The organism is Sessilibacter corallicola (genome assembly GCF_021290925.1).
GTDB lineage: Bacteria > Pseudomonadota > Gammaproteobacteria > Pseudomonadales > Cellvibrionaceae > Sessilibacter > Sessilibacter corallicola.
In genome coordinates this window covers 1,641,600-1,664,928 of sequence record NZ_JAJSLX010000001.1, presented here as the reverse complement: position 1 = coordinate 1,664,928, position 23,329 = coordinate 1,641,600, and the positions used below count along the sequence as shown (strand labels likewise).

Below are 23,329 nucleotides of genomic sequence, written 5' to 3'. Positions count from 1 at the left end.
TTACTGATTAGTTACTTTGGTTAAAAACTCAGTAAAACGCTGCCAAGATTTAACGTCGGCATCCTCACGGTAATTGCGACCATCAAACACCGTAAATGCATGCGGCGCACCACTGTAGGTGATCATCTCATGAGAAATACCGGTTGATTCTAACTCGGTGGCAAGTTCAGCAAACTGGCTCATGGGAATGGCAGCGTCTGCCGTGCCGTGAAGCACCAATAACTCACCTTTGGTAGCCGAGTAGTTCTGCCCTTTTGGTGTTTTCAAACCGCCGTGAAACGTTGCAAAGCCGTCTAAATCCAAGCCTGCACGAGCCATTTCTAATACCACTGCTCCGCCAAAACAATAACCCATAGCCACGGCATTGTCGGTATTAGCGCCCTCAGACTTGGCCGTCTTAATTGCACCTTCGGCCAGCGCTCGCATTTTTTCTCGATCGGTATAAAGCTCACCGGTATGTTGACGGCGATCCTCTACTTTGGTGGGTCGAATTCCCGCACCAAACATATCCGCTGCAAACACCGAATAGCCTAAATCAGCCAACATATGGGCTCGTTGAACTTCGTATTCGGTTAATCCATCCCAGTCGTGCATAAGCACGACCAGAGGAGCGTCTTTTTGTTTGCCTTCAACAAAGTAACCTTCGTATTTTTCACCTTCAACTTCATAGGTAATGGTTTTACCACCGGCAAAGGCAACCGATGAAATCAACAAACCCATGCCAATCAGTACTGGTTTTAACATAGTGCCCCCAACGTCTCATTTTAAACAATTGAGTCTAACTCAGATCTTCTGACAATAAGACGTACGAAAACACAGTTTTATACTGATTTTTCTTTCAGGTTATGCAATACGGAATACACGTACTCACAAAAAAAGCCGTGCATTAAAAAGCGTTGGCTTAAATTCCACGGCCCCACCAAATAATGGGGAAATTTGTTATAAGCCATTTCAACCAGACTTTTATCTTCGATGATTTCACCCACACGAATTGCCATGGATTGGTCGAGGTTAAAACCGTTTATGGCGTCGCGATATTCTTCTCGTGTTAACAGCAAACAAAATAAGCACATAAACAGTGCATGGGAGGTTTCGAAGTCGAATACTTGGGTTTTCTTTTTATGGATTTCTAACAATTCGATATCCACGGTTTGCCAGTGTTGCCAGCTGACGTTTTCTTCAGAATTTTTTTTGTATTGCCAATGCCCCATTTCTTTAAAACAACGAAACAGCTCTTGGTCGTGTTTAACAAAAGAATCCTCCATCATGTCGCCGATTTTTTTGGGGTACAACTTGATGGGGTCCACCGGTAATTCTTCGCCGTCTAAATACTGATTATCAATCAAAAAATTAATGATGTTTGATTCGCAACTGTAATGACGCAAAATAAGGACATTGGCTTCAACGCTGACAAAATTTTCACAAAACCAACAAATGGTTTTTTGCAGAAAATTATGTGCTGAAAATTGCGGTAGCGGTAAGCGTTTAATAAACCAAGTTAGATGTAAAAGAATCGCAAACAAAAACTGAAAAAACGGCCGCAGTGACCAACGAAAAGGATTGTCTAAGTCTTTCATCCAAAGCTTTAGCGCTTCTTTTTCGATGGGCAAGCTATCGTCGTATTCGATCGCTTGCAAAAACGGACTTCTACTCATAGTCGATAACATCCAGTTGCAGCGCATAAAGTCTCGCGACTACTTTTGCGGTAGTGGTAATCTCTTCTGTCACCGCCTCACTTGTGCATACGCGATTTAACATAGCGTAAAGTTTTTCCATGTGGGAATCGTCGTTTTCTCCGTGGTATTGCATAAATTGCGTTGCCGATTGCGGAAGGTCCAACAGCTCGTCAATTCGGCCTGCCCACTCGTTCGCCATTTTCTCGCCCAAGCCTTCGATGATCCACATAGCGCCAATTAAACCAACAGGATTGGCTTCGCTGGATTTATGCATCATATAACCGTGTAGGGCTTCGCTACCGATATTTTTACTGGCCGATTGAATGTCGGCGATTTCACCGCCAGCGGCGACAAAATCTTTCTCCAGCATTTGATAGTCTTTGTGCTCTTCTTTGGCGTGACCGATAACAATAGAGCGAATATCGGAAAAATCGCGATCAAAGCTTGATGCCGCGCGGCTGATCCAACGCGAACCCTCAATCACTTGTTGGCGCAAATTTAATAACAGTGTTTGATAATCGCTTTGAGTTAAAACGCCTTGTTGTAATTTTCTGATAATTTCAGTGCGATTTAATTGTTTTTCAAACCCCAACCAAATACCGATTAATGATTGCAAACACTGTTGTGCGATGGGGTTTAATGATTCTTTTTTTGAGGTAGTCATGTATTAATTAACCGTGAGTAACATGTAAGCCGTATTAAAGCGTCCGCTTTCGGGCACCATGCAAAATATTTTGTCGCCGCTTTGGTAATCTTGTGTTTTTAAGAATTCGTCCAACATAATAAAAATAGAGGCACAGCCGGTGTTACCGCGAGTATACAAATTGGTGTACCACTTTTCTTCGGGCACCATTGAGCCGGAGTCTTTAAGCAGTTCGAAGATTTTTCCGCGAAAGTGATCGGAAGAGTAATGACAAAGCACGTGATCAATCTCGTCGATGGCAACTAACTGTTCTTCCAACAAACGTAAGAACCCTTCGACACCTAATTTAACGATGTTATCCAACAGACGAACATCTTGCCTGAGCAACAGAGCACCGGCCTCTTCTGCTTCGGTGTAGGTTGAAAAATCCTGCCATGTCGCACCTGCTTCTGGATTGGTTGAGCCTTTGGGCATACCCACCGACATACACACCGGTAAGGTATCGGCGTGAGAAAAACTGCGTTGCCATTCGATTTTTACGCCACCGGGTTTAGGCGTGTCTTCCAATAACAACGCGCCAGCACCATCGGATAACATCCACCGTAAAAATTCAGCGTTAAAATCGACTGCCTTCGCACAGGCTTCATAGCGGCTGGCTTTAAATAAGCGCGATGGCATTTCGCTGGCAACCACTAATGCGCGTTTGTGTTCGCCCAGGCGAATAAGATTTGCGGCATTTTTTAACGCCATCATGCTGCAAGAACAAATACCGTGGCTGGAAAATAATTCCACGTCTTGCATGCCTAACTCTGCTTGCACCTGCGAGCCAAATCCTGGCAATACTAAATCGCCTTGACTGGTGGCAACGCTTAAGAGTTTTATTTTTTCGGGATTAATGGCTGCGCGATCTAAGCAATTTTCGGCAGCTTTAGCGGCCAATTGCTGATTTAAATACAGTGTTTTTTGTTGGCTATCGATGGCGTAGTGACGCGTTTTAATACCGTTGGCTTTGAGTATTTTATGTTTTAATCGACTGGACTTGCCATTAACTAAGCCCAGATGATTTTCAATATCGTTATTATCGACGGGCTCGCCCGGTAAAAACGAGCCGGTATAATTTATGTAAGCTTGCATCTATACTAATGGTCCAAAATTAGAGGGATCTATACTTTGAATTTTATTAATTATATAATGTAGATTATCTTCTTCTGTTCTATTTTTTTTAATTTCAATATTATAATCAAATAGATGACAGACTGTACTATTTTGAACCCTGCTATTCATGGAACTAAAACAATGAATAGCCGCAACTTTTTCCTTAGAAAATTTCTCTATTTTTTTGTAATGAGCACACAGAAAATCATCCCATATCAACTTCTTCGACATTCCTGGCATATTTTGTAAAGAGCCGTATTCCGCTATTTTTTCTGAAAATGTTGGTGTTAAATCCAATAACACAATCCCAATGCCGTTTTGTTGGTCAATTTGATTGCATGCCGATTTTATATTGTATAGAACCTTCCTTTTACTCTTAGGTCTCTTGCATGCAATGTTGTATCTTTGATCTCTGAAGTGAAAATATATATCAGGTTCTCCAAATTCAATATCAAACCCTGCTTGTAAAAAAATGCTTGCAACTAACAATTCAAATTGAGTATTTCTACCTTTTGAATCTTTATTTCTGTTAGTTTCCGATATCCCATCCGTAGTTATTGCTTTCACTACAAGCTCTGGATATTGCTCACCTAAAAAAATTATTATCTTACCAATTTCATACAATTCATGGTGCACCAAAGTATCTTGTACGTTTGAGTTATCGCTATCGCTAACAATTTTAATAATTTCTCTTATTCTATTTGAATTTGATACACCATGAGTTTGTAAAAACTCATTTATTCTTTTTATTATTGCTTCTTTATTAACAATACCAGTCGAGGTAAAAAATCTTTTCATTGGTTTTTTCATACTATCTTCCTTGATTTAATTTAACTTTCAAACATCGAATTAATTCTTCGAGGTAAGGAAAAACACAGGCGACGGCCATAAAGGCGAGATACAGGGGTAAATAACCACTGCCACCGGGTTTAAAGTCCAATTTTTCGAAGTGTAATTGCCCCGCCCAATTGAATTGCACAAGGTCTAACAAAACTTCCCAATTAATGACCAAAATAATCACTAATAAATACAACGGTAAGGTGGCGAGATAACTGTGGGCGTGCATTTCCCAGATGGAAATTTTGCGGAGGTTTTGGGCGTAATTAACGTCCCAATGGGCGACCAGTTCGTGCAGTATGAGTGCGGCAAAACAGATCAGTAAAATCAGCACATTCACTCGGAATGTGAGACACAAAATGATGGGAATGCCAATTTGAATTCCCATCACGCAGTGCATCAAGCTTTCTTTCACGCCAGAGGTAATTTCAATTTTGGTGGCTTTGTGGCAACACCAGTCCACAAAGCCGGCTATTCCCCACAACGGTAAAAACAAGAATAGCAATAAGTTGATTAATATATCGGCTGTTTCCAATCCTTTGTCCTTTTGTTTATCACTAATGCGCGGTTTGTCTTACATTAAATAATAAACTATAGAATACAGGAACCAATATCAGTGTCAGAAGTGTCGCAAAACTCAAACCTGCCATGATAGTAATTGCCATTCCAATAAAGAAATCGTCGCTCAATAAGGGAATCATGCCCAATACCGTCGTGGCAGCGGCCATCAACACTGGCCGACTTCTGGAGATCGCAGCGTCGATTAGGGCTCGGTAAGGCGGCTTGCCGTCGTTTTCTTCGATGGCGATTTGCTCGATCAGCACGATGGCGTTTTTAATCAGCATTCCAGACAAGCTTAAAAAGCCCAGTAGCGACATAAAGCCAAACGGCGTACCGGTTCCCAATAGGCCAAAGCTGACACCAATGATGGCAAACGGCACCACCAACCAAATCACAATCGGCTTTTTGATGGAGTTGAATAATACAATTGAAATCAACACCATCAAGATAAACGACCCGGTGATACCGGCGTTAAGCGCACTTTGCGCGTCACTGGAAGACTCGTGCTCACCGCCCCACTCCATGGAATAGCCTTCGGGTAGCTCAATGGCTTCGATATCCGCTTTCACCTGCTCAAACAGTTCACTGGCAAGCTTACCGTCAATGGGTTCGCCCCCTGCGGTAATGGCTTGATGGCGATCGCGGCGATGAATTTGCGCGTTTTCCCATTCGGTATTGAATTCATTGACCACCTGACCAATGGGAATATACGCGTTGGCGCTGGCACTCCACACCTGAACATTTTCGATCTCAGAAATGTCCTGGCGCTCACTGATGGTGGCTCGCGATACGATGGGAATTAATTCGTCGTTCTCGCGATACAATCCGAGCGCCTGACCAACAAAGTTGGTTTCCAACGCGGTATTTAAATCGTCGCGAGTCACACCAGCTAATTGCGCTTGGTTTTCGGCGTATTGCGGGTTGATGGTTTTAACCGGATTGCGCCAGTCGTCACGAACAACAATGGTTCCGGCGTCTTCAAAAATTTGCTTTGCTTGTTCCGATAGCTTTCTTAATTCTTGCGGGTTTGGCCCAATAAAACGAACTTCCAACGAATTTTTGGGCGATGGTCCTAAATTAAAGCGCTGGATTTTCGGTTGCGCCTGGGGAAATTCTGCCGCCAGATGTTGTTCAAGCTTTGGATACAAACTGTTAATTTCTTGGTAACTGTTGGTTTCAATCAACACGAATCCGTAGCTGCTGTTGGTAATTTCAGGTGCGTAGGTCAAAATAAAACGCGGTGCACCCTGACCGATAAAATTAGAAACCGACTTCACTTCATTTTGCTCAGCAATAAAGCGTTCTAAGCGACTGACGTCATCTTTGGTTTCACGAATGTCCGAGCCTTCTGGTAACCAGTAATGCACCATTAAAAACGGCATGGTGGATTTCGGAAAGAATTGACCTTTAATGTGTGAAAATCCGTAAATCGAACTCGCCATTAAAATAATGGAAATTAAACAGGTGATCGCACGGTTACTCACGCAAAAGGTGAGCAGCTTTCGGTAGGCAGTAAATAAACTGCCAGAATAAGCATCGTCTGTTTGCTTGTCTCCGCTTTGTTCGGTCGCAATCTGTTTTTTCGCCGGAATTAACCAGTAGCACATTAACGGTGTTAACGTTAATGCGAGTACCCAACTGGTTAATAGTGAGAACAACATTACTTGGAATAAACTGCGGCAGAATTCTCCGGTTGCGTCGTCCGATAAACCAATGGCCGCAAACGCGAGAATTGCAATAAACGTTGCTCCTAATAATGGCAAGGCATTTTGTTGCACCACAAGCTTTGCGGTTTTCATGCGATCTTCGCCGTGCTGTATTTTTACCAACATGGCCTCGCAAATAACAATGGCGTTATCCACCAGCATTCCCAGAGCGATAATCAATGCGCCCAAGGAAATTCGCTCTAAGGCAACGTCGGACCAATCCATGAGTAAAAAGGTTGCGATGACCGTCACCAACAATACCACGCCAATAATTAATCCCGAACGCCAGCCCATAAAAATAAGCAGCACGACAATAACAATTGCAATGGCTTGAGCAAGGCTCACCAAAAAGCCATCGATTGCTCGGGTTACGGCGTCGGCCTGTTTAATGACGGCAGTGGCTTCTAGGCCGACGGGAATGGTTTTTTGAATTTCCTGCAATCGGCTTTCAACGTTTTCAGCAAGGGTAATAACGTTGGCGCCCGAGGTATTGGAGATGGCCAAACCGACGGCATTCTCGCCGTTAAAAATCATATGGGTTTGCGCGGGGGTTACGTATTCACGCGTTACCGTGGCAATGTCTTTTAAATAAATTAATCGACCGTTACCGGATTGGCTGGGAATAATTAAATTCTCAATGTCTTTAACGGCATTAAGACCTTGCGTGCTATTGATGCGCACATAATCTTCGCCAATTTTTACTTGGCCAGACGACGCCACCGAGTTTTGATTAGAAAATAATTGCGCAATGGATTGCGGATTGATTTGCAGGCGGTTCATGGTGTTGCGAGAAAACTCGACGTAAATCGCTTCTTGTTGCACGCCCCACAAATCAATTTTAGCAACGTCATCGACTAACAATAATTCTTTGCGCAATAGCTTGGCGTATTCGTACAGTTCTTTGTTGCTAAAGCCGTCGCCTGTTAGCGCGTAGACAATACCAAACACATCGCCATAATCATCGAGAATTTGTGGCTCGGAGGCACCCGGCGGTAAATCGGATTTAATGTCATCAATTTTGCTGCGCAGTTGTTGCCAAATTTCGGGCAGCGTGTGTTTATCGTATTTATCCTGCATTGACACCGTGATGGTTGATAAACCCGCTTTAGATACCGAAACCACTTCTTTTAATTGTGGCATCCGCTGAATTTGGGTCTCGATTAAGTCGGTAACTTGCTGTTCAACTTCTTGCGGCGTTGCCCCAGGATAACGGGTAATAATTAGCGCGTCTTTAATGGTAAATTCAGGATCTTCTAAACGCGATAAGTTAAAAAACGCCATAACACCGGCAATAAAAAGCGCGATGCTCAACGTTAAGGTAACGACTTTTTTCTCAATAGCAAATTGTGCAATATTCATAGGGCCGCCTTAGAAGTCTTCACCTTGATACAGTTTTACAAGATCACCATTGCGAAGATAATGGCTGCCGGCGGTTACGATTCTTTCACCTGAATTAATGCCCGTCAGTATTTCAATATTTTCGTTTTCGAGTTTACCAATCGTAATTTCACGTTTACTCACTTGGTATTGTTCACTTGCCGCTTGCTGGCTTAACACCCAAACAATTTTAGTCTCGATATTCTCGCGATCGGCAATTACTGCACTGGCAGGTAACCAAAAGGTATCGCTTTGTTTGCGAGTACTGGTAAGCAACACATCCACACTCATGCCAGAAAATATACGATCTTCTTCGGTTGCGATTAAATTTAAAATCGCTTCGTAGGTTTGTGTGGCGGGATCAACTTCGGTGGAATATTCTCGCAAATCCAAGGCGTATTGTTTGCTCGGGTCGGCCGTGGTACTGGCGAAGGATTGAATGAAATCTCGTTCGGCGTCTAACTCAACAATCCTGTTTTCAGGAATATTAATAATGACTTCTAAGGCTTCTGGGTTTTGCAGACTCATGATGGTTTGCTTGGCGGTGATGTCTTCGAAATTCTCCACCGAACGGTTGGCAATCACGCCATCAAAAGGCGCTTTCAATTGAGTGTCGTCTAAAGCTTTTTTCGCTTGCTCTAGTCTCGCCTCGGCGATGTCTCGCTGAGCGCGTTTTTGATCGAACTCCGATTGCGATACTAATCTTTTCTCAAGCAGTGGCCCCATGCGATTGAACTCGGCGCTGGCGCGATCGAGCTCGGCCTGAGCCGCTTTCACGTCACTGGCAAAATTGCGCTGATCAAGCTCGGCGAGAATATCCCCTGCTTTCACTTCTTGGCCCGAGAGAACATTCAGTTTTGTTAATTGACCCGACACCTGGAACGATAAATCGACTTTTTCGAAGGCTCTTACCTTGCCCGGAAAGTGCCATTGCTTCGAACTTCCAGTGCCATTCACAACAACGGATTTAACCGGTCGAAGGGTTGCTTCCGCGGGGATGTCGGACGCTTGTTCTCCGCACGCGGTTAACAAAACAAGAGATGCAAACAAGGAAAGATAAACAGTGACTTTGGCGAAAATAGACATAGAGATACCGTGGATTGGCATTTAATTTAGCGTTTGGTAAACAGCAATGGTTAAAGTACGGATGCTTTAAGACGAACGTTTGATACGTAATAAAGAAATTGCAATCTATGCCAGTGTAGCTGATAGAGCGGGAGTGAACACTAACAGGATACGCCAATTATTGTGGCGTAATTGGTGTGTTTTAAGAATGGGTTTATCGGCTGTAAGTTTGTACTTACTCCGCTTGAGATACTCGTCGCTATCGCTCTTTGAAGTGATCTAATAATGACACAATATTAAACCTAAATGAAAGCCGACGGATTTTATTCTACGGTTATTGTTTTCTAATACACCAGGATTTTACAAGGAACCTCTGTTTCACCAGAGCTTTATTAGCGTTATCTCATGCGTCCAGTTCTTATATTGCATTGAGAATAACAGAGGTTCCTAGGGCCTGTTAAAGCTCTCTTCGAACCAGTTCCGCGCCCGCACTTAATGCATTCAGTTTTGCTTTTGCTACGCGGCTCGGTAAGGGCGCCATGCCGCAGTTGGTACACGGATAGAGTTTATCTGCGTCGACAAATTGAAGCGCTTTACGCAGCGTGCTGGCGACCTCCTCCGGTGTTTCAACCTTATCAGTAGCCACGTCAATTGCGCCGACCATCACTTTCTTGCCGCGAATCAGTTCTATCAGATCGATGGGCACACGAGAGTTGTGACATTCCAGTGAGATCAGATCAATATTGGATTGCTGAAGCTTGGGGAAAATCTCTTCGTACTGTCGCCACTCGGAACCCAAGGTTTTTTTCCAGTCGGTATTGGCTTTAATGCCGTAGCCGTAACAAATGTGCACGGCGGTTTCACAACTGACACCTTCGATGGCTTTTTCTAACGCAGCAATGCCCCAATCGTTCACCTCATCAAAAAAGACATTAAACGCGGGTTCATCAAATTGAATGATATCAACACCTGCGGCGGCTAATTCCTTGGCTTCTTGGTTGAGAATCTTGGCAAATTCCCAGGCTAATTTTTCGCGGCTTTGGTAATGGTCATCGTACAATGTATCGACCATGGTCATGGGGCCAGGCAACGCCCATTTGATGGCTTGCTTGGTTTGGCTGCGCAGGTATTTTGCGTCTTTCACAAATACCGGTTTTTGCCGTGAAACTGCATCGACCACCACCGGTACACTCGCCTCGTAACGATCACGAATTTTTACGGTTTTACGTTTTTCGAAGTCCACGCCGCTGAGGTGCTCGATAAATGTGGTGACAAAATGTTGGCGCGTTTGCTCGCCGTCGCTGACGATATCAATACCGGCGTGTTGCTGGTCGTGTAATGACAAACGCAACGCATCTTGCTTGCCTTGAATTAATTCCTCACCGTTAAGTTTCCAAGGCGACCACAGTTTTTCGGGCTCTGCCAACCAGGAAGGTTTTGGTAAGCTGCCAGCGGTTGAGGTAGGTAATAATGTTTTCATAATAAATGCTGTTGTTAACGAGAATTAAAGCGCGTAATTAGCCGACCACTGCTCAAGAATGGTTTGGTAAGGTTTAATAAAATGCTCCTCGGCGTATTTCCCTTGTTCCACCGCCAACAGACTGCGCTCTTCTCGATCGTAATCAATTTGTGTGAGGGAATGGTCTCGGTGTTTTAAATCCGGCTGATAGCATTTCCCAGCAACCGCATTGGCGTTATAAATTTCTGGGCGATAAATTTTCTGGAAGGTTTCCATCGTCGCGATGGTACTGATTAATTCGAGATTATTGTAATCATTCAGTAAATCACCAAAATAATAAAATGCCAAAGGTGCAACGCTATTAGGCGGAATAAAATAGCGAACCTGCATTCCCATTTTTCTAAAGTAATCTACCGTTAACGAAGGCTCATTGGTTTCGTATTCTGTGCCCAACACCGGGTGATGATTTTCGGTTCGGTGGTAAGTTTTATCGTGAGAGACACTCAAACAAATAACCGGTGGTTTATTAAAATGTTGCTGGTAAGCGCTGGAATTAACAAAATAATTAAATAGCTTTCCATGTAGATCACCAAAATTATTGGGCAGACTGAATTTTTGTTGGTCTTTATTGTGGTTTAACAACAAAACGCTGAAATCGTAATCGCGTACGTAGGAAGAAAGATTATTGCCAACAATACCTTCAAAACGTTTATTGGTTTGATGATCGACAATATTTGTTTTGAGTATTTCTATTGTCGGAAAACCATTGCCCTTGCCTTCAACATCCATATCGACAGAAATAATTTCAAGCTCAACGGAATAACGATCAGCGTTTGGATTATCCCAATGAGCCAGTGCATTAAAACGGTTGTCGATCATCTTCAACGCATTGCGTAAATTCTCTTGGCGATGCTCCCCTCTTGCTAAATTAGCAAAATTTGTGGTCATGCGCGTTTTATCTGAAGGATGATAATTTTCATCAAAGCAAATGCTGTTAATGGCAAATGAAAAATCGGTATTCATCGTGATCTTGCACCCTGTATTTTGAGACGAAATCTAAACGTGTGATTTGCTCTTTTGTCACAATCAGCTTTAGCGGATATGTCGCTAGCAATTGAATCGCACACCCACTTCGATGCTCGATAGTGGATGGGTCAAGAGCAGTGGGTGTTTTATACGTGGGTTGTTCTATGAATAAAATCGATTTTATTTCATTGGTGAATGAATGTGACTCATATAATGAGTTTTCACAATTTATTCGAATTGGATTAACTGAAGTATTTAGATGGGAAAATGATTAAAAAACCCGCGGGCATTTCTACCAGCGGGTTTTCGGGTTTAACGACTGACTTTAATTTAAAAATCAAACATCCAAATTAGAAACCGACAATGCATTGGTTTCGATAAAGTCGCGTCGCGGCTCTACCTGGTCGCCCATTAAGGTGGCAAACATTTGGTCGGCGCCGATGGCGTCTTCGATGCTGACTTGAAGCATGCGGCGGGTTTCTGGGTTCATGGTGGTGTCCCACAGTTGCTCTGGGTTCATCTCACCCAACCCTTTGTAGCGCTGAATGGCGTAGCCGCGCTTGGATTCGTTCATCAGCCAATCTAGGGCTTCTTTGAAGGATTCCACGGCTTGCTGTTTTTCGCCACGAGCCATGTAGGCGCTTTCTTCAAGTAAGCCATCAAGCTTTTCACCCAGCTCGCAAATAGAGCGGTATTCTGCACTGTTGAAGAAGTCGAGACTGAATTTGTATTCCGTTGGTACACCGTGTGCGGTGATGGTTACTTTCGGAAGATAGATGTTTCTCTCTTCGTCGAGGTTGGCGGTAATCACGTAACTGGCGCTGCCGGATTTAGCGTCTACCAGCATTTTACCTTCAAGCTGTGCACACCATTGATTGACCTGGTCTTCGCTTTCTAGCGCTTCTACCGACAATTTAGGAATGTAGATCATCTCTTCGAGTACTTCCGCTGGGAAGACCTTATCCAAGCGCGAGATGGTCGCCATAACGGCACGGTACTCGTTGATCAGCGACTCTAGCGCTGAACCCTGAATAGGTGGCGCATCGGCGTTTACGTGCAGCGCAGCGCCTTCCATTGCCGCTTGCAGCAAGAATTGCGTCATGGCTTCGTCGTCTTTTAGGTATTGCTCTTGTTTGCCTTTGGCAATTTTGTACAGCGGCGGTTGAGCAATGAATACGTGCCCTCGTTCGATGAGTTCGCGCATGTGACGGAAGAAGAACGTTAGGAGAAGCGTTCGAATGTGGGAGCCGTCCACGTCCGCATCGGTCATGATAATAATGCTGTGGTAACGAAGCTTATCGGGATTAAATTCCGAGGTACCAATACCACAACCCAGGGCGGTAATTAAGGTGCCCACTTCGGCGCTGGAAAGCATTTTGTCGAAGCGTGCTTTCTCTACGTTAAGAATCTTACCTTTCAATGGCAGAATGGCTTGGGTGCGTCGGTCGCGACCTTGTTTAGCGGAACCGCCAGCGGAGTCACCCTCCACCAAGTACACCTCTGACAAAGATGGGTCTTTTTCTTGGCAGTCAGCGAGCTTGCCAGGCAATCCAGCGATGTCTAACGCCCCTTTACGGCGAGTCATTTCGCGGGCTTTGCGGGCCGCTTCACGAGCACGAGCAGCGTCGATCATCTTGGAAACAATCGCCTTGGAATCTGCTGGGTTTTCTAATAGGAATTCAGTAAAAGCTGCGCCCATTTCCTGCTCTACTGCCGATTTCACTTCCGAAGAAACCAGCTTGTCTTTAGTTTGGGAACTGAACTTTGGATCGGGCACTTTAACGGAGATAATCGCAGTTAAGCCTTCGCGGGCGTCGTCACCGGTGGTGTTTACCTTTTGCTTTTTGGCAAAACCTTCAGATTCGATGTAACTGTTTAGGCTTCGTGTTAAGGCGCCTCGGAAGCCCGCCAAGTGGGTGCCACCGTCGCGTTGAGGAATGTTGTTGGTGTAGCAGAAGATGTTCTCTTGGAAGCTGTCGTTCCACTGCAAGGCAACTTCAACACCAATGCCATCTTCACGGGTGGTAGTGAAGTGCAGCACGTTGTTGATTGGGGTTTTGGTTTGATTCAAATGCTCGACAAACGCTTTTAAACCGCCCTCGTATTCGAAAATTTCTTGCTTACCGGAGCGCTCATCACTCAATACAATGCGAACACCAGCATTAAGGAAAGACAGCTCACGCAGGCGCTTGGCGAGGTAATCGAAATGGAATTCGATGTTGGTGAAGGTTTCAGCCGATGGCTTAAAGTGCACCATTGTACCGGTGCTCTCGGTATCGCCGATAACGGTTAAAGGCGCTTGTGGAACACCGTGGTGATAAACCTGCTCATGCACTTTGTTATCACGTCGAATGGTCAGCTTTAATTCTTTAGACAGCGCATTGACTACGGATACACCCACGCCGTGCAAACCGCCGGATACCTTGTAGGTGTTGTCATCGAATTTACCACCAGCGTGAAGCACAGTCATAATCACTTCAGCGGCAGATACACCCTCTTCGTGGATTTCCGTTGGAATACCACGGCCATTATCACTGACGGTAACGGATTCGTCGGTGTGAATTACCACGTTAATTTCAGAACAAAACCCTGCCAGCGCTTCGTCGATTGAGTTATCAACGATCTCAAATACCATGTGGTGAAGGCCGGAACCGTCGTCGGTATCACCGATGTACATTCCAGGACGTTTTCTAACGGCGTCCAAACCTTTAAGCACTTTAATACTGGAGGAATCGTAATTTTGTTCTTCAGTCATTCTATTCTCCATTACGCAGTGAAGGATTCACTGCCAAATGTTTCTTCCGAAATTGTTCCATGTTTCACGTGAAACACTTTCGCGTGTTTATTCTGTTTCAAAAAACCATCGAAGTAGTTTAACTCAACACCAGTGATAAATAATTGAGATCCAAGCGATAAGAATTGATTTATCAGAATTTGGGCTCTCTCTTGATCCAGTTCAGAAGGCAAATCGTCGATCAACAAAATTGGAGCGACACCAAAGGACTCTTTAAAACACTGACACAAAGCTAAGTAGAAACGACATACCACTGATTTAAGCTGGCCTCTGGAAAGTACTTCTGAAACCTTTTTCTTATCGGTAGTAAACAGAATGTCGGCTCTGTGTGGGCCCTTTCTTGTGTTTTGGTATCGCAGGTCTATTTCGAGATTATCATTAAGAATTTCTTCAAGTGACTTCTCTATCGACCAGCCTCGGTCGAACTCTGTTGTTAAGTTAAAATCTTTCTCTACTTCGAATAGTGCGTTAATCGTATTTATTAAAAAGTCAGCACACTCTATTCGCTGCTCGGTGATTGCTTCACCACTACTCACTAACTGAGGCAGCCAAGCGGCTAGCTCGCGCTTTGAAATACCTTTCGTTTTTAACTGGGCGTTTCTCTGCTTTAAGCTTTCTCTGAACGTCAGCCAATCGGAATGGAAACCATGTTTCACGTGAAACACTAACCAGTCCAACAATTTGCGACGAAACTTCGAACCACCAGTTACAAGTTCAAAAGACTGATTATCAATAGCCAACATCGGCACCATGCGAGCAAGCACTGAATTGTTGGTTACGGTCTTTTGATCAACTCGTATAAACGATCCCTTACCAATGGTTTTCTCGACGCCAACTCGATGAGTGGCACCTTTAATATCCACCTCACCAAAGACAGTGGCTGATTTTAAATCTCTAGCAATAATGGGTGTAGACAGGTGGGATCGAAAGGATTTACCGCTGGATAAAACCGATAGCGACTCTAAGAATGAGGTTTTGCCGCTACCGTTTAGGCCGTAGATAAGATTGACGCTTTCTGAAAAACGAACATCTACGGGCTTTAGATTTCTTATGTTATTGACTTGCAGTCGCTTGATGTACAAACAAAAGCACCATTTTTACATACGCATCGGCATGACGACGTACAAACAATCTCCGCCTTCTGGCTCTTCAATCAAGGCGCTGGCATTTGGATTCGCAAGGGTTAACTTGATGGAATCGCTGTCGATAACGTTGGTTACATCCTGTAGATAACTGACGTTGAAGCCAATCTCTAACTCTTCACCTTGATAATCAACAACCACTTCTTCGTTAGCTTCTTCCTGCTCTGGGTTGTTTGCCGTGATGCTCAGCAAGCCATCGGTCAAATACAAACGCACACCACGGTACTTTTCATTCGATAAAATCGCCGCGCGCGAGAAAGACTCTTTTAACTTACTGCGCGGGCCGAACACGATTTTGTCGCCACCCTTAGGAAGAACGCGCTCGTATTCAGGGAATTTACCGTCGACCAATTTGGAGGTGAACGTAAAGTGCTCTGAGCTTACCTGAACGTGAGTTGCGCCAATGGAGACTTCAACAGAATCTTCGCTATCGTCGAGTAAACGACTCAATTCCATGATGCCTTTGCGTGGCACAATGCAGCTCAACTTATCGCTCACGCCTACGCTGACGTCGGTATTTTCACACAAAGCCAAACGGTGGCCATCGGTGGATACCGCGCGGAATCGGTCGGAGGTGATTTCCCAGAGCATGCCGTTTAAATAGTAACGAACGTCCTGTTGCGCCATGGCAAAGCCAGTTTTATCAATCAAGCGCTTGATCGTACCTTTACTGCATTGGAAACGAACGTCGCTGCTGCCGGATTCGGTAATCGGGTAATCGCTGGCAGGCAGTGTCGAAAGTTGGAAACGGCTGCGGCCAGATTTCAATAAAACACGCTCATCTTTAAGCTCAACACTGATTTCAGATTCATCGGGCAATGAGCGACAGATATCGGCAAGTTTCTTTGCCGGAATGGTGATTTCACCTTCTTCAAAATTGTCTGTCAGTTGAATTCGCACCACCATTTCCACTTCCATGTCGGTACCAGTCAACGACAAAATACCATCAACAATGGACATGTAGACGTTGGATAAAATGGGCATAGTTTGGCGCTTTTCGATCACACCAACTACTAATTGCAGCGGTTTTAATAACTGCTCGCGAATAACCTTAAATTTCATGTTTCGAACTCTGGCGTTTTAATTACGCAGCACGCTAAAGTGCAATTAATCTAACGTCCCATAATACCGCAAATCGGGCTAAAATGTCCGGCTCACGGGGGCATTACGGGAAATAATCTGTTAAAAAGGAAGATAATTTAGGGCACAGCCACCGTTTTTGTTCATCAGGTAGTTAACAGCCTAGTTAGATTTTTCCAATCGGTTTGAATGTCGGGCTCAAGCTCCCGCAATTCCTTAATCTTACGACAGGCGTGAAGTACGGTTGTATGGTCACGACCACCAAATGCATCGCCAATTTCCGGCAAGCTGTGGTTAGTCAATTCCTTAGACAATGCCATCGCTACCTGTCTAGGTCGAGCCACTGAGCGGCTGCGACGTTTGGAGTGCAAATCACTGACTTTGATTTTGTAATACTCTGCAACAACGCGCTGAATATTATCGATACTGACTTGCTTATCTTGCAGTGCCAAGAGATCTTTCAGCGCCTCGGTCACCAAAGGTACATCAATGGAACGGCCAGTGAAGTGCGCATTAGCGATAACTCGCTTAAGGGCACCCTCAAGCTCACGAACATTGGAGCGAATCCGCTGGGCGATAAAGAACGCGGCGTCGTTGGGTAATTCCATGTTCGACTGCACGGCTTTTTTCTTCAGAATTGCGACCCGAGTTTCAAGCTCCGGCGGCTCAACAGCGACGGTTAAACCCCAGCCGAAACGAGATTTTAACCGCTCCTCTACCCCTTTAATCTCTTTGGGGTAGCGATCACAGGTAAGAATGATTTGCTGGCCACCCTCTAACAACGCATTAAAGGTGTGGAAAAACTCTTCTTGGGAGCGCTCTTTGCCGGAGAAGAACTGAATGTCATCAATCAGCAAGGCATCAACTGAACGGTAATAACGTTTAAAATCGTTGATGGCGTTCAGCTGGAGCGCCTTTACCATGTCGGCAACAAAACGCTCTGAATGCAGATAAATAACCTTGGCGTTGGGGTTACGATCGAGCATCGCGTTACCCACAGCGTGCATCAAGTGAGTTTTACCAAGACCGACGCCACCGTAAATAAACAATGGGTTGTAAGCCCCACCCGGATTCTCGGAAACCTGCTGCGCTGCGGCTAAGCCCAATTGGTTGGATTTACCTTCGACAAAAGACTTAAAGGTAAAACTCGGATTCAAACTGCCGGCGTGTTTTATCGCCCCTTCTACCTGAATGCCCGGACCGGAAGCGCGACCGTTGGGTTTTTTATTCAGTAGTCTTGGGTCGATGTTTAAGCTAGATGCCGCTGAGCGCGGACCCGAATGACCAAACCGGCCTCGATTTGAGTCTTCACCGCCACGGCGATAAGAAGAGGCGGAATTAGGCATAAAGCCGTCTTGAGCATCGCGATTGTTAAACCGGGTGTTATCTTCACCACCGAAGCTCAAACCTGCCTGTTGATCGGAAAAATCGTTATTTCTAGCGCGAGAAACTTCTGACGAGCCGCCATTAGCACCCTGAGAAACGTCGGAATCACTGATATTCCAATCGTTATTACCCCAGAAGCGATCGTCGCGACTATCGGTATTCTGTGATGCCTGGCCGAAGTTAGACTCTGAGGCCATAGAAACTTCCGCAGCACCAGCGTTGTTAAACGCTGCCAATTCGGCGTTGATTTCACCGACGGCTTGATCGTTAAACTGAGAACTGTTTTTTATCTCGCCGGAATTTAGCTCGTCGTTAAAGGACTGAGACCGAGCTGCCGGCTCAAAGCCGCCGTATTGCGGCTCTTTCGCAACCTCTGGTGCCGGCTTGCGGGTACTGAAACCACGCGCCGGTGCCGCAGAGGTGCGAGCGCCACGGCGAACCGTAGCGACCTTTAAATTGATCCCTTGTACCTGTCCGGTATTGTGTTCGCTGACAAGCTCTTCAATACGGTTGAGAAACTTTGCGTTTACCCAATCGAGTACAAATCGGTTAGGCGCAATTAGGCTCAACTCGCTCCCGGTGTTCTCATCGAGCACCAATGGGCGAATCCACGTATTGAATTGTTGGCGAGGAAGTTCTGACTGCAAACAGGATACACATTTGTCCCAAACAGAATGTGGCAAGGGGGTCTCCGCTAGAATTCTTATTGATCTGGGAATCAATTCTAGCGTTTAAACCCAAACTTATCCACACCAACAACAAATAAATTAACACTTAAACTTAAACAAAAAACCAAATAAAACAACCAATTAAAGGCGTAATTTTTTTTAATCCACGTAGATTCACCACCAAAGACAAAGTTATCCACAAAAATCTGTCATCAACCTGTGGATACAATATCGATAAATTGTGGGAAGCCCCTAAAGCAAAAATATTTTAACAAAATCATCAAATAGCCCTGACAAAACCATTGCTTATTTATCTGAGTTTCATTAGAATCCCGCCTCCTCAAAAATTGAGCAAATTTAAATCGTCATTAAATTAGCTTTTATTTTTAATGAAACTTAAAAACAGGTTAATCAAACAAACGGGTTAATCGGGAATAAAGTCATCAAAAATAAAACTGCGATTTAGAGTTACAGCGACATCGAACTCAGGCTCTGTAAACTAACTCTGCTTTCTTATTAAGTGTATTAATAGGTATTTACGATGAAACGTACTTTTCAACCTAGTGTATTGAAACGCAAACGCACCCACGGTTTCCGCTCTCGCATGGCAACGAAAGGTGGCAGAAAAGTATTAGCTCGCAGACGCTCTAAAGGTCGTAAGCAACTCGCTGCTTAATTGCTTGATATTGCGGGTGCCAATTGCCAGGTTTTCCAAAACAAAACCGCCTTTTGAATGCCCGCGAATATCAGTCGGTTTTTGATAAACCCGATTTACGCCTTTCCCACCCCAATTTTTTGATCCTCTGCCGAATCAATTCTCAGACCAGTTCTCGCCTGGGGATGGTTATCGCCAAAAAGAATCTGCGACTAGCAACCCAGCGCAATCGCGTTAAGCGCCTGATTCGCGAAACCTTTCGCCATCAACAACACCAATTTAATCATTTAGATGTTATAGTGCTCGCCCGGCGTAATCTGGACACATTAGATAACCCAGAAATCGTTAAAATACTGAATAAGCAATGGAAACGAATTCAAAAAAAATTGAATCCGCCATCGCAAACCTCTGAGAAACCTACGGCAAGAGCTTAGTCATGAAGCAGTGCTTAATTTTCTTGATACGCATGTACCGCTACTTTTTGAGTCCTTGGCTTGGCGATAACTGTCGATTCGAACCCACTTGCTCACAGTACTGTATTGAGTGTCTTGAAAAGCACGGCGCCATCAAAGGTGGCTGGTTAGGCTTAAAGCGATTGGTTAAATGCAATCCTTTCCACAAAGGTGGCATTGACCCGGTTCCGGATAAATACCCACACTAACGTAATTTCAACGCACGGCTAATACTGATGGACTGGCAAAGAGCAACGATACTCGCCGCGATACTTGCGGTATCTTTATTATTGGTCAGAGAATGGGTCGACTTCCAAGATCGACCGCAGGAAGTACCTGTTGCTTCCCAATCGAACTCTACCTCCTCTGATTCACTTTCTACGACTGCGCCTTCTAGTGTGGGAGAAATTCCTAACACCGTCATTGAAGATGACAGCATCCCAACGCTGGCAGGTGAAAACGAGGTTGCCGAACAACCGGTAAGCGCACCAACTGACGTGATCACAGTAACCACGGACACGTTAAAAGTCGAAATTAATCCCTACGGCGGTGATATTGTCGGCCTGTGGTTGATGGATCACTACTCAGACCTAGAGTCGAAAGCGCCCTTTTCTATTCTGCAACAAACCCCGAATTCACTGTATGTGGCACAGAGTGGTTTGATTGGCAAAAACGGCACAGATAAAAACAAATTACGCCCGACTTACACGGTCAGCCAAAGCGAATACCGACTTTCGGATTCTTCGGACAAATTAAACGTCGACCTTAATTATCAACAGGGCGACGTTGAAATTACTAAACGCTTTACCTTCGTTCGCGGTGAGCACATTGTTGATGTCGAATACATCATCAACAACCAATCCCAAGAACAGTGGTCAGGAGCGTTCTACGGTCAGATCAAACGCGACAGCCATAAACCACCAAAATCTGGCGGTGGCTTTGGTGTGCAGCCGTTCCTGGGCGCAGCCATTACGACTGAAGAAGACCGTTATAAAAAATTGGATTTCGGGGATTTATCCGAAGGCGAATTCAAAACCGACCTAACCGGCGGTTGGGTGGCCATGGTTCAACACTACTTCTTAAGTGCTTGGGTGCCACCACAGGAAAGCAAAAACTATTACAGTTTGAGAAGCGGTGGCGGTAACTATTTACTGACCTTCCAAACATCACCGTTTGTGGTTCCCACCGGAGAAAAGCACAGCGTTAAAGCGTCTTTCTACTCGGGCCCTAAAGATATTGACCGCCTGGAAAAACTCGCGCCTTATCTCGACCTAACCGTTGATTACGGCTGGTTGTGGTGGATTGCCAAGCCGTTGTTCCACATTCTGCAGTTTATCTACAGTGTGGTCGCCAGCTGGGGTTGGTCAATCATTTTGCTGACAGTTCTGATCAAAGCGATTTTCTATATTCCAAGTGCCATCAGTTTCCGCTCCATGGCGAAAATGCGCAAATTGGGTCCGAAAATGCAGGAACTGAAAGAGCGCTACGGTGATGATCGCCAAAAGATTTCTGCTGAAATCATGAAGATTTACCGCAAAGAAGGCGTCAACCCAATGGCCGGTTGTTTGCCAATTTTGATTCAGATGCCGGTATTCTTATCGTTGTATTGGGTGTTGCTAGAGAGCGTTGAGCTTCGTCATACGCCGTTTTTGGGCTACATTGACGATCTCTCGGTGATGGATCCGTACTTTATTTTGCCGTTAATCATGGGTGCGACCATGTTCTTACAGCAAAAATTGAATCCGACACCACCGGACCCAATGCAAGCAAAAATGATGCAATTCTTACCAGTGGTATTCACGGTAATGTTCTTATTCTTCCCAGCAGGTTTGGTACTTTACTGGGTTGTGAATAACAGCTTATCGATCTTGCAACAGTGGATTATCACTCGCAAAATTGAAGCCGAAGCGTCCTAAATTAGCTTCGACTGAACTCCTAAAAGGCGCCGATTGGCGCCTTTTTTTATGCGTAAATATGGATGAAAAACAACGGGCGAGAGATTACACTTGCGCCGAAATTAACCAACCGATGGACTTCACATGGCCAAATTAGCATCTGACTCAGATACGATCGCAGCAATTGCAACCGCAAACGGCCGCGCGGGAATTGGTGTGATTCGTCTATCGGGAAACAACGCCTTAGCAATCGCGCAGCAGCTGACCCAAGAATCATTGAAGCCCCGCTACGCCAAATTGTGCTTTCTAAAAAACCGTGACCACCGTGTGCTGGATGAAGCGATTGTTTTGTACTTTAAGGGGCCCCACTCTTTCACCGGTGAAGATGTTGTTGAACTGCAAGGGCACGGCGGTCCGATTATCTTGCAAAGAGTGTTGAGAGAAGTCGTCGCCCTTGGCGCGAGATTGGCCGAGCCCGGCGAATTTTCTAAGCGTGCCTTTATCAACGACAAAATGGATTTAACCCAGGCCGAAGCTGTGGCCGATTTGATTGACGCAGCATCTGAAGTCGCTGTGGATAACGCCTTATCTTCTCTGCAAGGGACCTTCAAACAACTGATCAACAACTTGGTGGAATCGGTTATTCAATTGCGAGTGTACGTTGAGGCCGCCATCGATTTTCCAGAAGAAGAAATCGACTTTTTGTCTGATGGCAAAGTGGAAAACGATTTATCCACAATTAATCAACGCCTCATTAATATTCAACAACAAGCAAAGCAAGGCGCACTCTTACAGGAAGGCCTTAAAGTTGTTATTGCCGGGCGCCCGAACGCGGGAAAATCCAGCCTCCTCAATGCCTTATCGCAACAAGAAACCGCAATTGTTACTGACATTGCCGGTACCACTCGAGATGTGTTGCACGAAAACATTCAAATTGACGGCTTACCCATCAGAGTTACTGACACCGCCGGTATCCGAGAAACGGATAACATTGTGGAAAAAATGGGGGTAGAACGGGCAAAAACCGAAATCGAAAAAGCTCAGGTGATTTTGGTTTTAATCGACAGTACCACCATCAATACCGGCGAGCAGTTACAAGCCGAATTGGACAAAGAAGTAAACGCGTTAGGAATCGATCAACAAGCACAAAGTAAAATGTGTTTTGTGCTCAACAAAATTGACCTGAGTTTAATAACACCGGGGAAATACCACGATAACAATGCGATTTTTGGTTTGTCCGCAAAATCGGGGATCGGTTTGGAAGAACTCAAACAATATCTAAAACAACAAGCGGGCTTTAAAAATATCGGTGAAACTGGCTTCACTGCGCGCGAACGTCATTTGATTGCACTTTCAAAAGCAAAAACAATGGTCGAATCAGCGCACCATCAATTACTGAGCGCAAACGCCGGCGAACTGGTGGCAGAAGATCTACGCCAGGCTCAGGAATCGCTCAGTGAAATTACCGGCGAGTTTTCAAGTGACGATTTATTAGGAGAAATCTTTTCCAGCTTCTGTATTGGTAAATAATAAAAACACACCGATAAAGTCTTTATTCAAAACCTATTCACAGCCACTGCAATTACTTTATTCATATAAAAGAACGCTAAAACTCGGCGTTCTTTGCCATCAAAACTCCCGCCGATAAATAATTAAATTTTTTTCAATTGTTGATAATTTTTTCTTCTGCTGTCTCTAAATGAATAAAATCACAGAGATATGCACGATTGTTAGTAAGCTCTACGCACAAGT

General features: G+C 44.7%; 19 protein-coding genes. 5 read left to right on the top strand and 14 right to left on the bottom strand.

Annotated features, from left to right (window positions below; genetic code table 11):
- From LU361_RS06990 to dnaA, 14 genes are all read right to left on the bottom strand, one after another.
- On the bottom strand, positions 1 to 744 hold the full coding sequence (locus LU361_RS06990) for a dienelactone hydrolase family protein (protein WP_233088105.1): 744 nt from the start codon (positions 742 to 744) through the stop codon (positions 1 to 3).
- A gap of 77 nt (positions 745 to 821) precedes the next feature.
- Entirely contained in the window at positions 822 to 1,655 is an 834-nt protein-coding gene (locus LU361_RS06985; protein WP_233088104.1) for a DUF6999 family protein, read from the bottom strand.
- Positions 1,648 to 2,340: an iron-containing redox enzyme family protein gene (locus tag LU361_RS06980; RefSeq protein WP_233088103.1), complete on the bottom strand. Its 693-nt coding sequence runs from the start codon at positions 2,338 to 2,340 to the stop codon at positions 1,648 to 1,650. The genes LU361_RS06985 and LU361_RS06980 overlap by 8 nt, the downstream gene beginning before the upstream one ends.
- A 3-nt stretch (positions 2,341 to 2,343) precedes the next feature.
- On the bottom strand, positions 2,344 to 3,453 hold the full coding sequence (locus tag LU361_RS06975) for a beta-ketoacyl-ACP synthase III (RefSeq protein ID WP_233088102.1): 1,110 nt from the start codon (positions 3,451 to 3,453) through the stop codon (positions 2,344 to 2,346).
- Positions 3,454 to 4,284 carry a hypothetical protein gene (locus LU361_RS06970; RefSeq protein ID WP_233088101.1) on the bottom strand — a complete coding sequence of 277 codons (831 nt, stop codon included), beginning with the start codon at positions 4,282 to 4,284 and terminating at the stop codon, positions 3,454 to 3,456.
- A gap of 1 nt (position 4,285) precedes the next feature.
- Positions 4,286 to 4,846 (bottom strand): diguanylate cyclase, encoded by a 561-nt coding sequence (locus LU361_RS06965; protein WP_233088100.1) that lies wholly within the window; start codon positions 4,844 to 4,846, stop codon positions 4,286 to 4,288.
- A 22-nt stretch (positions 4,847 to 4,868) separates the two neighbouring features.
- Positions 4,869 to 7,937, bottom strand: a complete 3,069-nt coding sequence (locus LU361_RS06960) for an efflux RND transporter permease subunit (protein ID WP_233088099.1) — start codon at positions 7,935 to 7,937, stop codon at positions 4,869 to 4,871.
- 9 nt (positions 7,938 to 7,946) lie between these two features.
- The gene (locus LU361_RS06955) at positions 7,947 to 9,041 is read right to left on the bottom strand and encodes an efflux RND transporter periplasmic adaptor subunit (protein WP_233088098.1); all 1,095 of its coding nucleotides are present in this window, start codon (positions 9,039 to 9,041) and stop codon (positions 7,947 to 7,949) included.
- A gap of 436 nt (positions 9,042 to 9,477) precedes the next feature.
- Entirely contained in the window at positions 9,478 to 10,500 is a 1,023-nt protein-coding gene (locus LU361_RS06950) for a methionine synthase (RefSeq protein ID WP_233088097.1), read from the bottom strand.
- Positions 10,501 to 10,524: 24 nt separating this feature from the next.
- Complete coding sequence (locus LU361_RS06945) at positions 10,525 to 11,502, bottom strand: DUF1852 domain-containing protein (RefSeq protein WP_233088096.1); 978 nt, start codon at positions 11,500 to 11,502, stop codon at positions 10,525 to 10,527.
- A gap of 340 nt (positions 11,503 to 11,842) precedes the next feature.
- Positions 11,843 to 14,260 (bottom strand): DNA topoisomerase (ATP-hydrolyzing) subunit B, encoded by a 2,418-nt coding sequence (gene gyrB, locus LU361_RS06940; protein WP_233088095.1) that lies wholly within the window; start codon positions 14,258 to 14,260, stop codon positions 11,843 to 11,845.
- An 11-nt stretch (positions 14,261 to 14,271) separates the two neighbouring features.
- A complete protein-coding gene (recF, locus tag LU361_RS06935; RefSeq protein WP_233088094.1) occupies positions 14,272 to 15,381 on the bottom strand; it encodes a DNA replication/repair protein RecF in 1,110 nt (369 codons plus the stop codon).
- A gap of 15 nt (positions 15,382 to 15,396) precedes the next feature.
- Entirely contained in the window at positions 15,397 to 16,503 is a 1,107-nt protein-coding gene (dnaN, locus tag LU361_RS06930; RefSeq protein ID WP_233088093.1) for a DNA polymerase III subunit beta, read from the bottom strand.
- A 164-nt stretch (positions 16,504 to 16,667) separates the two neighbouring features.
- Positions 16,668 to 18,590, bottom strand: a complete 1,923-nt coding sequence (gene dnaA / locus LU361_RS06925; RefSeq protein WP_233088092.1) for a chromosomal replication initiator protein DnaA — start codon at positions 18,588 to 18,590, stop codon at positions 16,668 to 16,670.
- A gap of 526 nt (positions 18,591 to 19,116) precedes the next feature.
- Here dnaA and rpmH point away from each other — a divergent pair.
- The 5 genes from rpmH to mnmE all read left to right on the top strand — a co-directional run bounded on the left by rpmH (position 19,117) and on the right by mnmE (position 23,107).
- Positions 19,117 to 19,251 carry a 50S ribosomal protein L34 gene (gene rpmH / locus LU361_RS06920; RefSeq protein WP_233088091.1) on the top strand — a complete coding sequence of 45 codons (135 nt, stop codon included), beginning with the start codon at positions 19,117 to 19,119 and terminating at the stop codon, positions 19,249 to 19,251.
- A 23-nt stretch (positions 19,252 to 19,274) separates the two neighbouring features.
- On the top strand, positions 19,275 to 19,664 hold the full coding sequence (gene rnpA / locus LU361_RS06915; protein ID WP_233088090.1) for a ribonuclease P protein component: 390 nt from the start codon (positions 19,275 to 19,277) through the stop codon (positions 19,662 to 19,664).
- Between the two features lie 2 nt (positions 19,665 to 19,666).
- Positions 19,667 to 19,891 (top strand): membrane protein insertion efficiency factor YidD, encoded by a 225-nt coding sequence (gene yidD / locus LU361_RS06910; RefSeq protein ID WP_233088089.1) that lies wholly within the window; start codon positions 19,667 to 19,669, stop codon positions 19,889 to 19,891.
- 27 nt (positions 19,892 to 19,918) lie between these two features.
- A complete protein-coding gene (gene yidC / locus LU361_RS06905; protein WP_233088088.1) occupies positions 19,919 to 21,598 on the top strand; it encodes a membrane protein insertase YidC in 1,680 nt (559 codons plus the stop codon).
- Between the two features lie 123 nt (positions 21,599 to 21,721).
- Positions 21,722 to 23,107 carry a tRNA uridine-5-carboxymethylaminomethyl(34) synthesis GTPase MnmE gene (gene mnmE / locus LU361_RS06900; protein ID WP_233088087.1) on the top strand — a complete coding sequence of 462 codons (1,386 nt, stop codon included), beginning with the start codon at positions 21,722 to 21,724 and terminating at the stop codon, positions 23,105 to 23,107.
- The last annotated feature ends 222 nt before the right edge of the window (positions 23,108 to 23,329 follow it).

Bases quoted from the DNA above. Each gene is read 5' to 3' on its own strand.
- LU361_RS06990 (WP_233088105.1), bottom strand. From the start codon at position 744: ATGTTAAAACCAGTACTGATTGGCATGGGTTTGTTGATTTCATCGGTT.
- LU361_RS06985 (WP_233088104.1), bottom strand. From the start codon at position 1,655: ATGAGTAGAAGTCCGTTTTTGCAAGCGATCGAATACGACGATAGCTTG.
- LU361_RS06980 (WP_233088103.1), bottom strand. From the start codon at position 2,340: ATGACTACCTCAAAAAAAGAATCATTAAACCCCATCGCACAACAGTGT.
- LU361_RS06975 (WP_233088102.1), bottom strand. From the start codon at position 3,453: ATGCAAGCTTACATAAATTATACCGGCTCGTTTTTACCGGGCGAGCCC.
- LU361_RS06970 (WP_233088101.1), bottom strand. From the start codon at position 4,284: ATGAAAAAACCAATGAAAAGATTTTTTACCTCGACTGGTATTGTTAAT.
- LU361_RS06960 (WP_233088099.1), bottom strand. From the start codon at position 7,937: ATGAATATTGCACAATTTGCTATTGAGAAAAAAGTCGTTACCTTAACG.
- LU361_RS06955 (WP_233088098.1), bottom strand. From the start codon at position 9,041: ATGTCTATTTTCGCCAAAGTCACTGTTTATCTTTCCTTGTTTGCATCT.
- LU361_RS06950 (WP_233088097.1), bottom strand. From the start codon at position 10,500: ATGAAAACATTATTACCTACCTCAACCGCTGGCAGCTTACCAAAACCT.
- LU361_RS06945 (WP_233088096.1), bottom strand. From the start codon at position 11,502: ATGAATACCGATTTTTCATTTGCCATTAACAGCATTTGCTTTGATGAA.
- gyrB (WP_233088095.1), bottom strand. From the start codon at position 14,260: ATGACTGAAGAACAAAATTACGATTCCTCCAGTATTAAAGTGCTTAAA.
- dnaN (WP_233088093.1), bottom strand. From the start codon at position 16,503: ATGAAATTTAAGGTTATTCGCGAGCAGTTATTAAAACCGCTGCAATTA.
- rpmH (WP_233088091.1), top strand. From the start codon at position 19,117: ATGAAACGTACTTTTCAACCTAGTGTATTGAAACGCAAACGCACCCAC.
- yidD (WP_233088089.1), top strand. From the start codon at position 19,667: ATGAAGCAGTGCTTAATTTTCTTGATACGCATGTACCGCTACTTTTTG.
- yidC (WP_233088088.1), top strand. From the start codon at position 19,919: ATGGACTGGCAAAGAGCAACGATACTCGCCGCGATACTTGCGGTATCT.
- mnmE (WP_233088087.1), top strand. From the start codon at position 21,722: ATGGCCAAATTAGCATCTGACTCAGATACGATCGCAGCAATTGCAACC.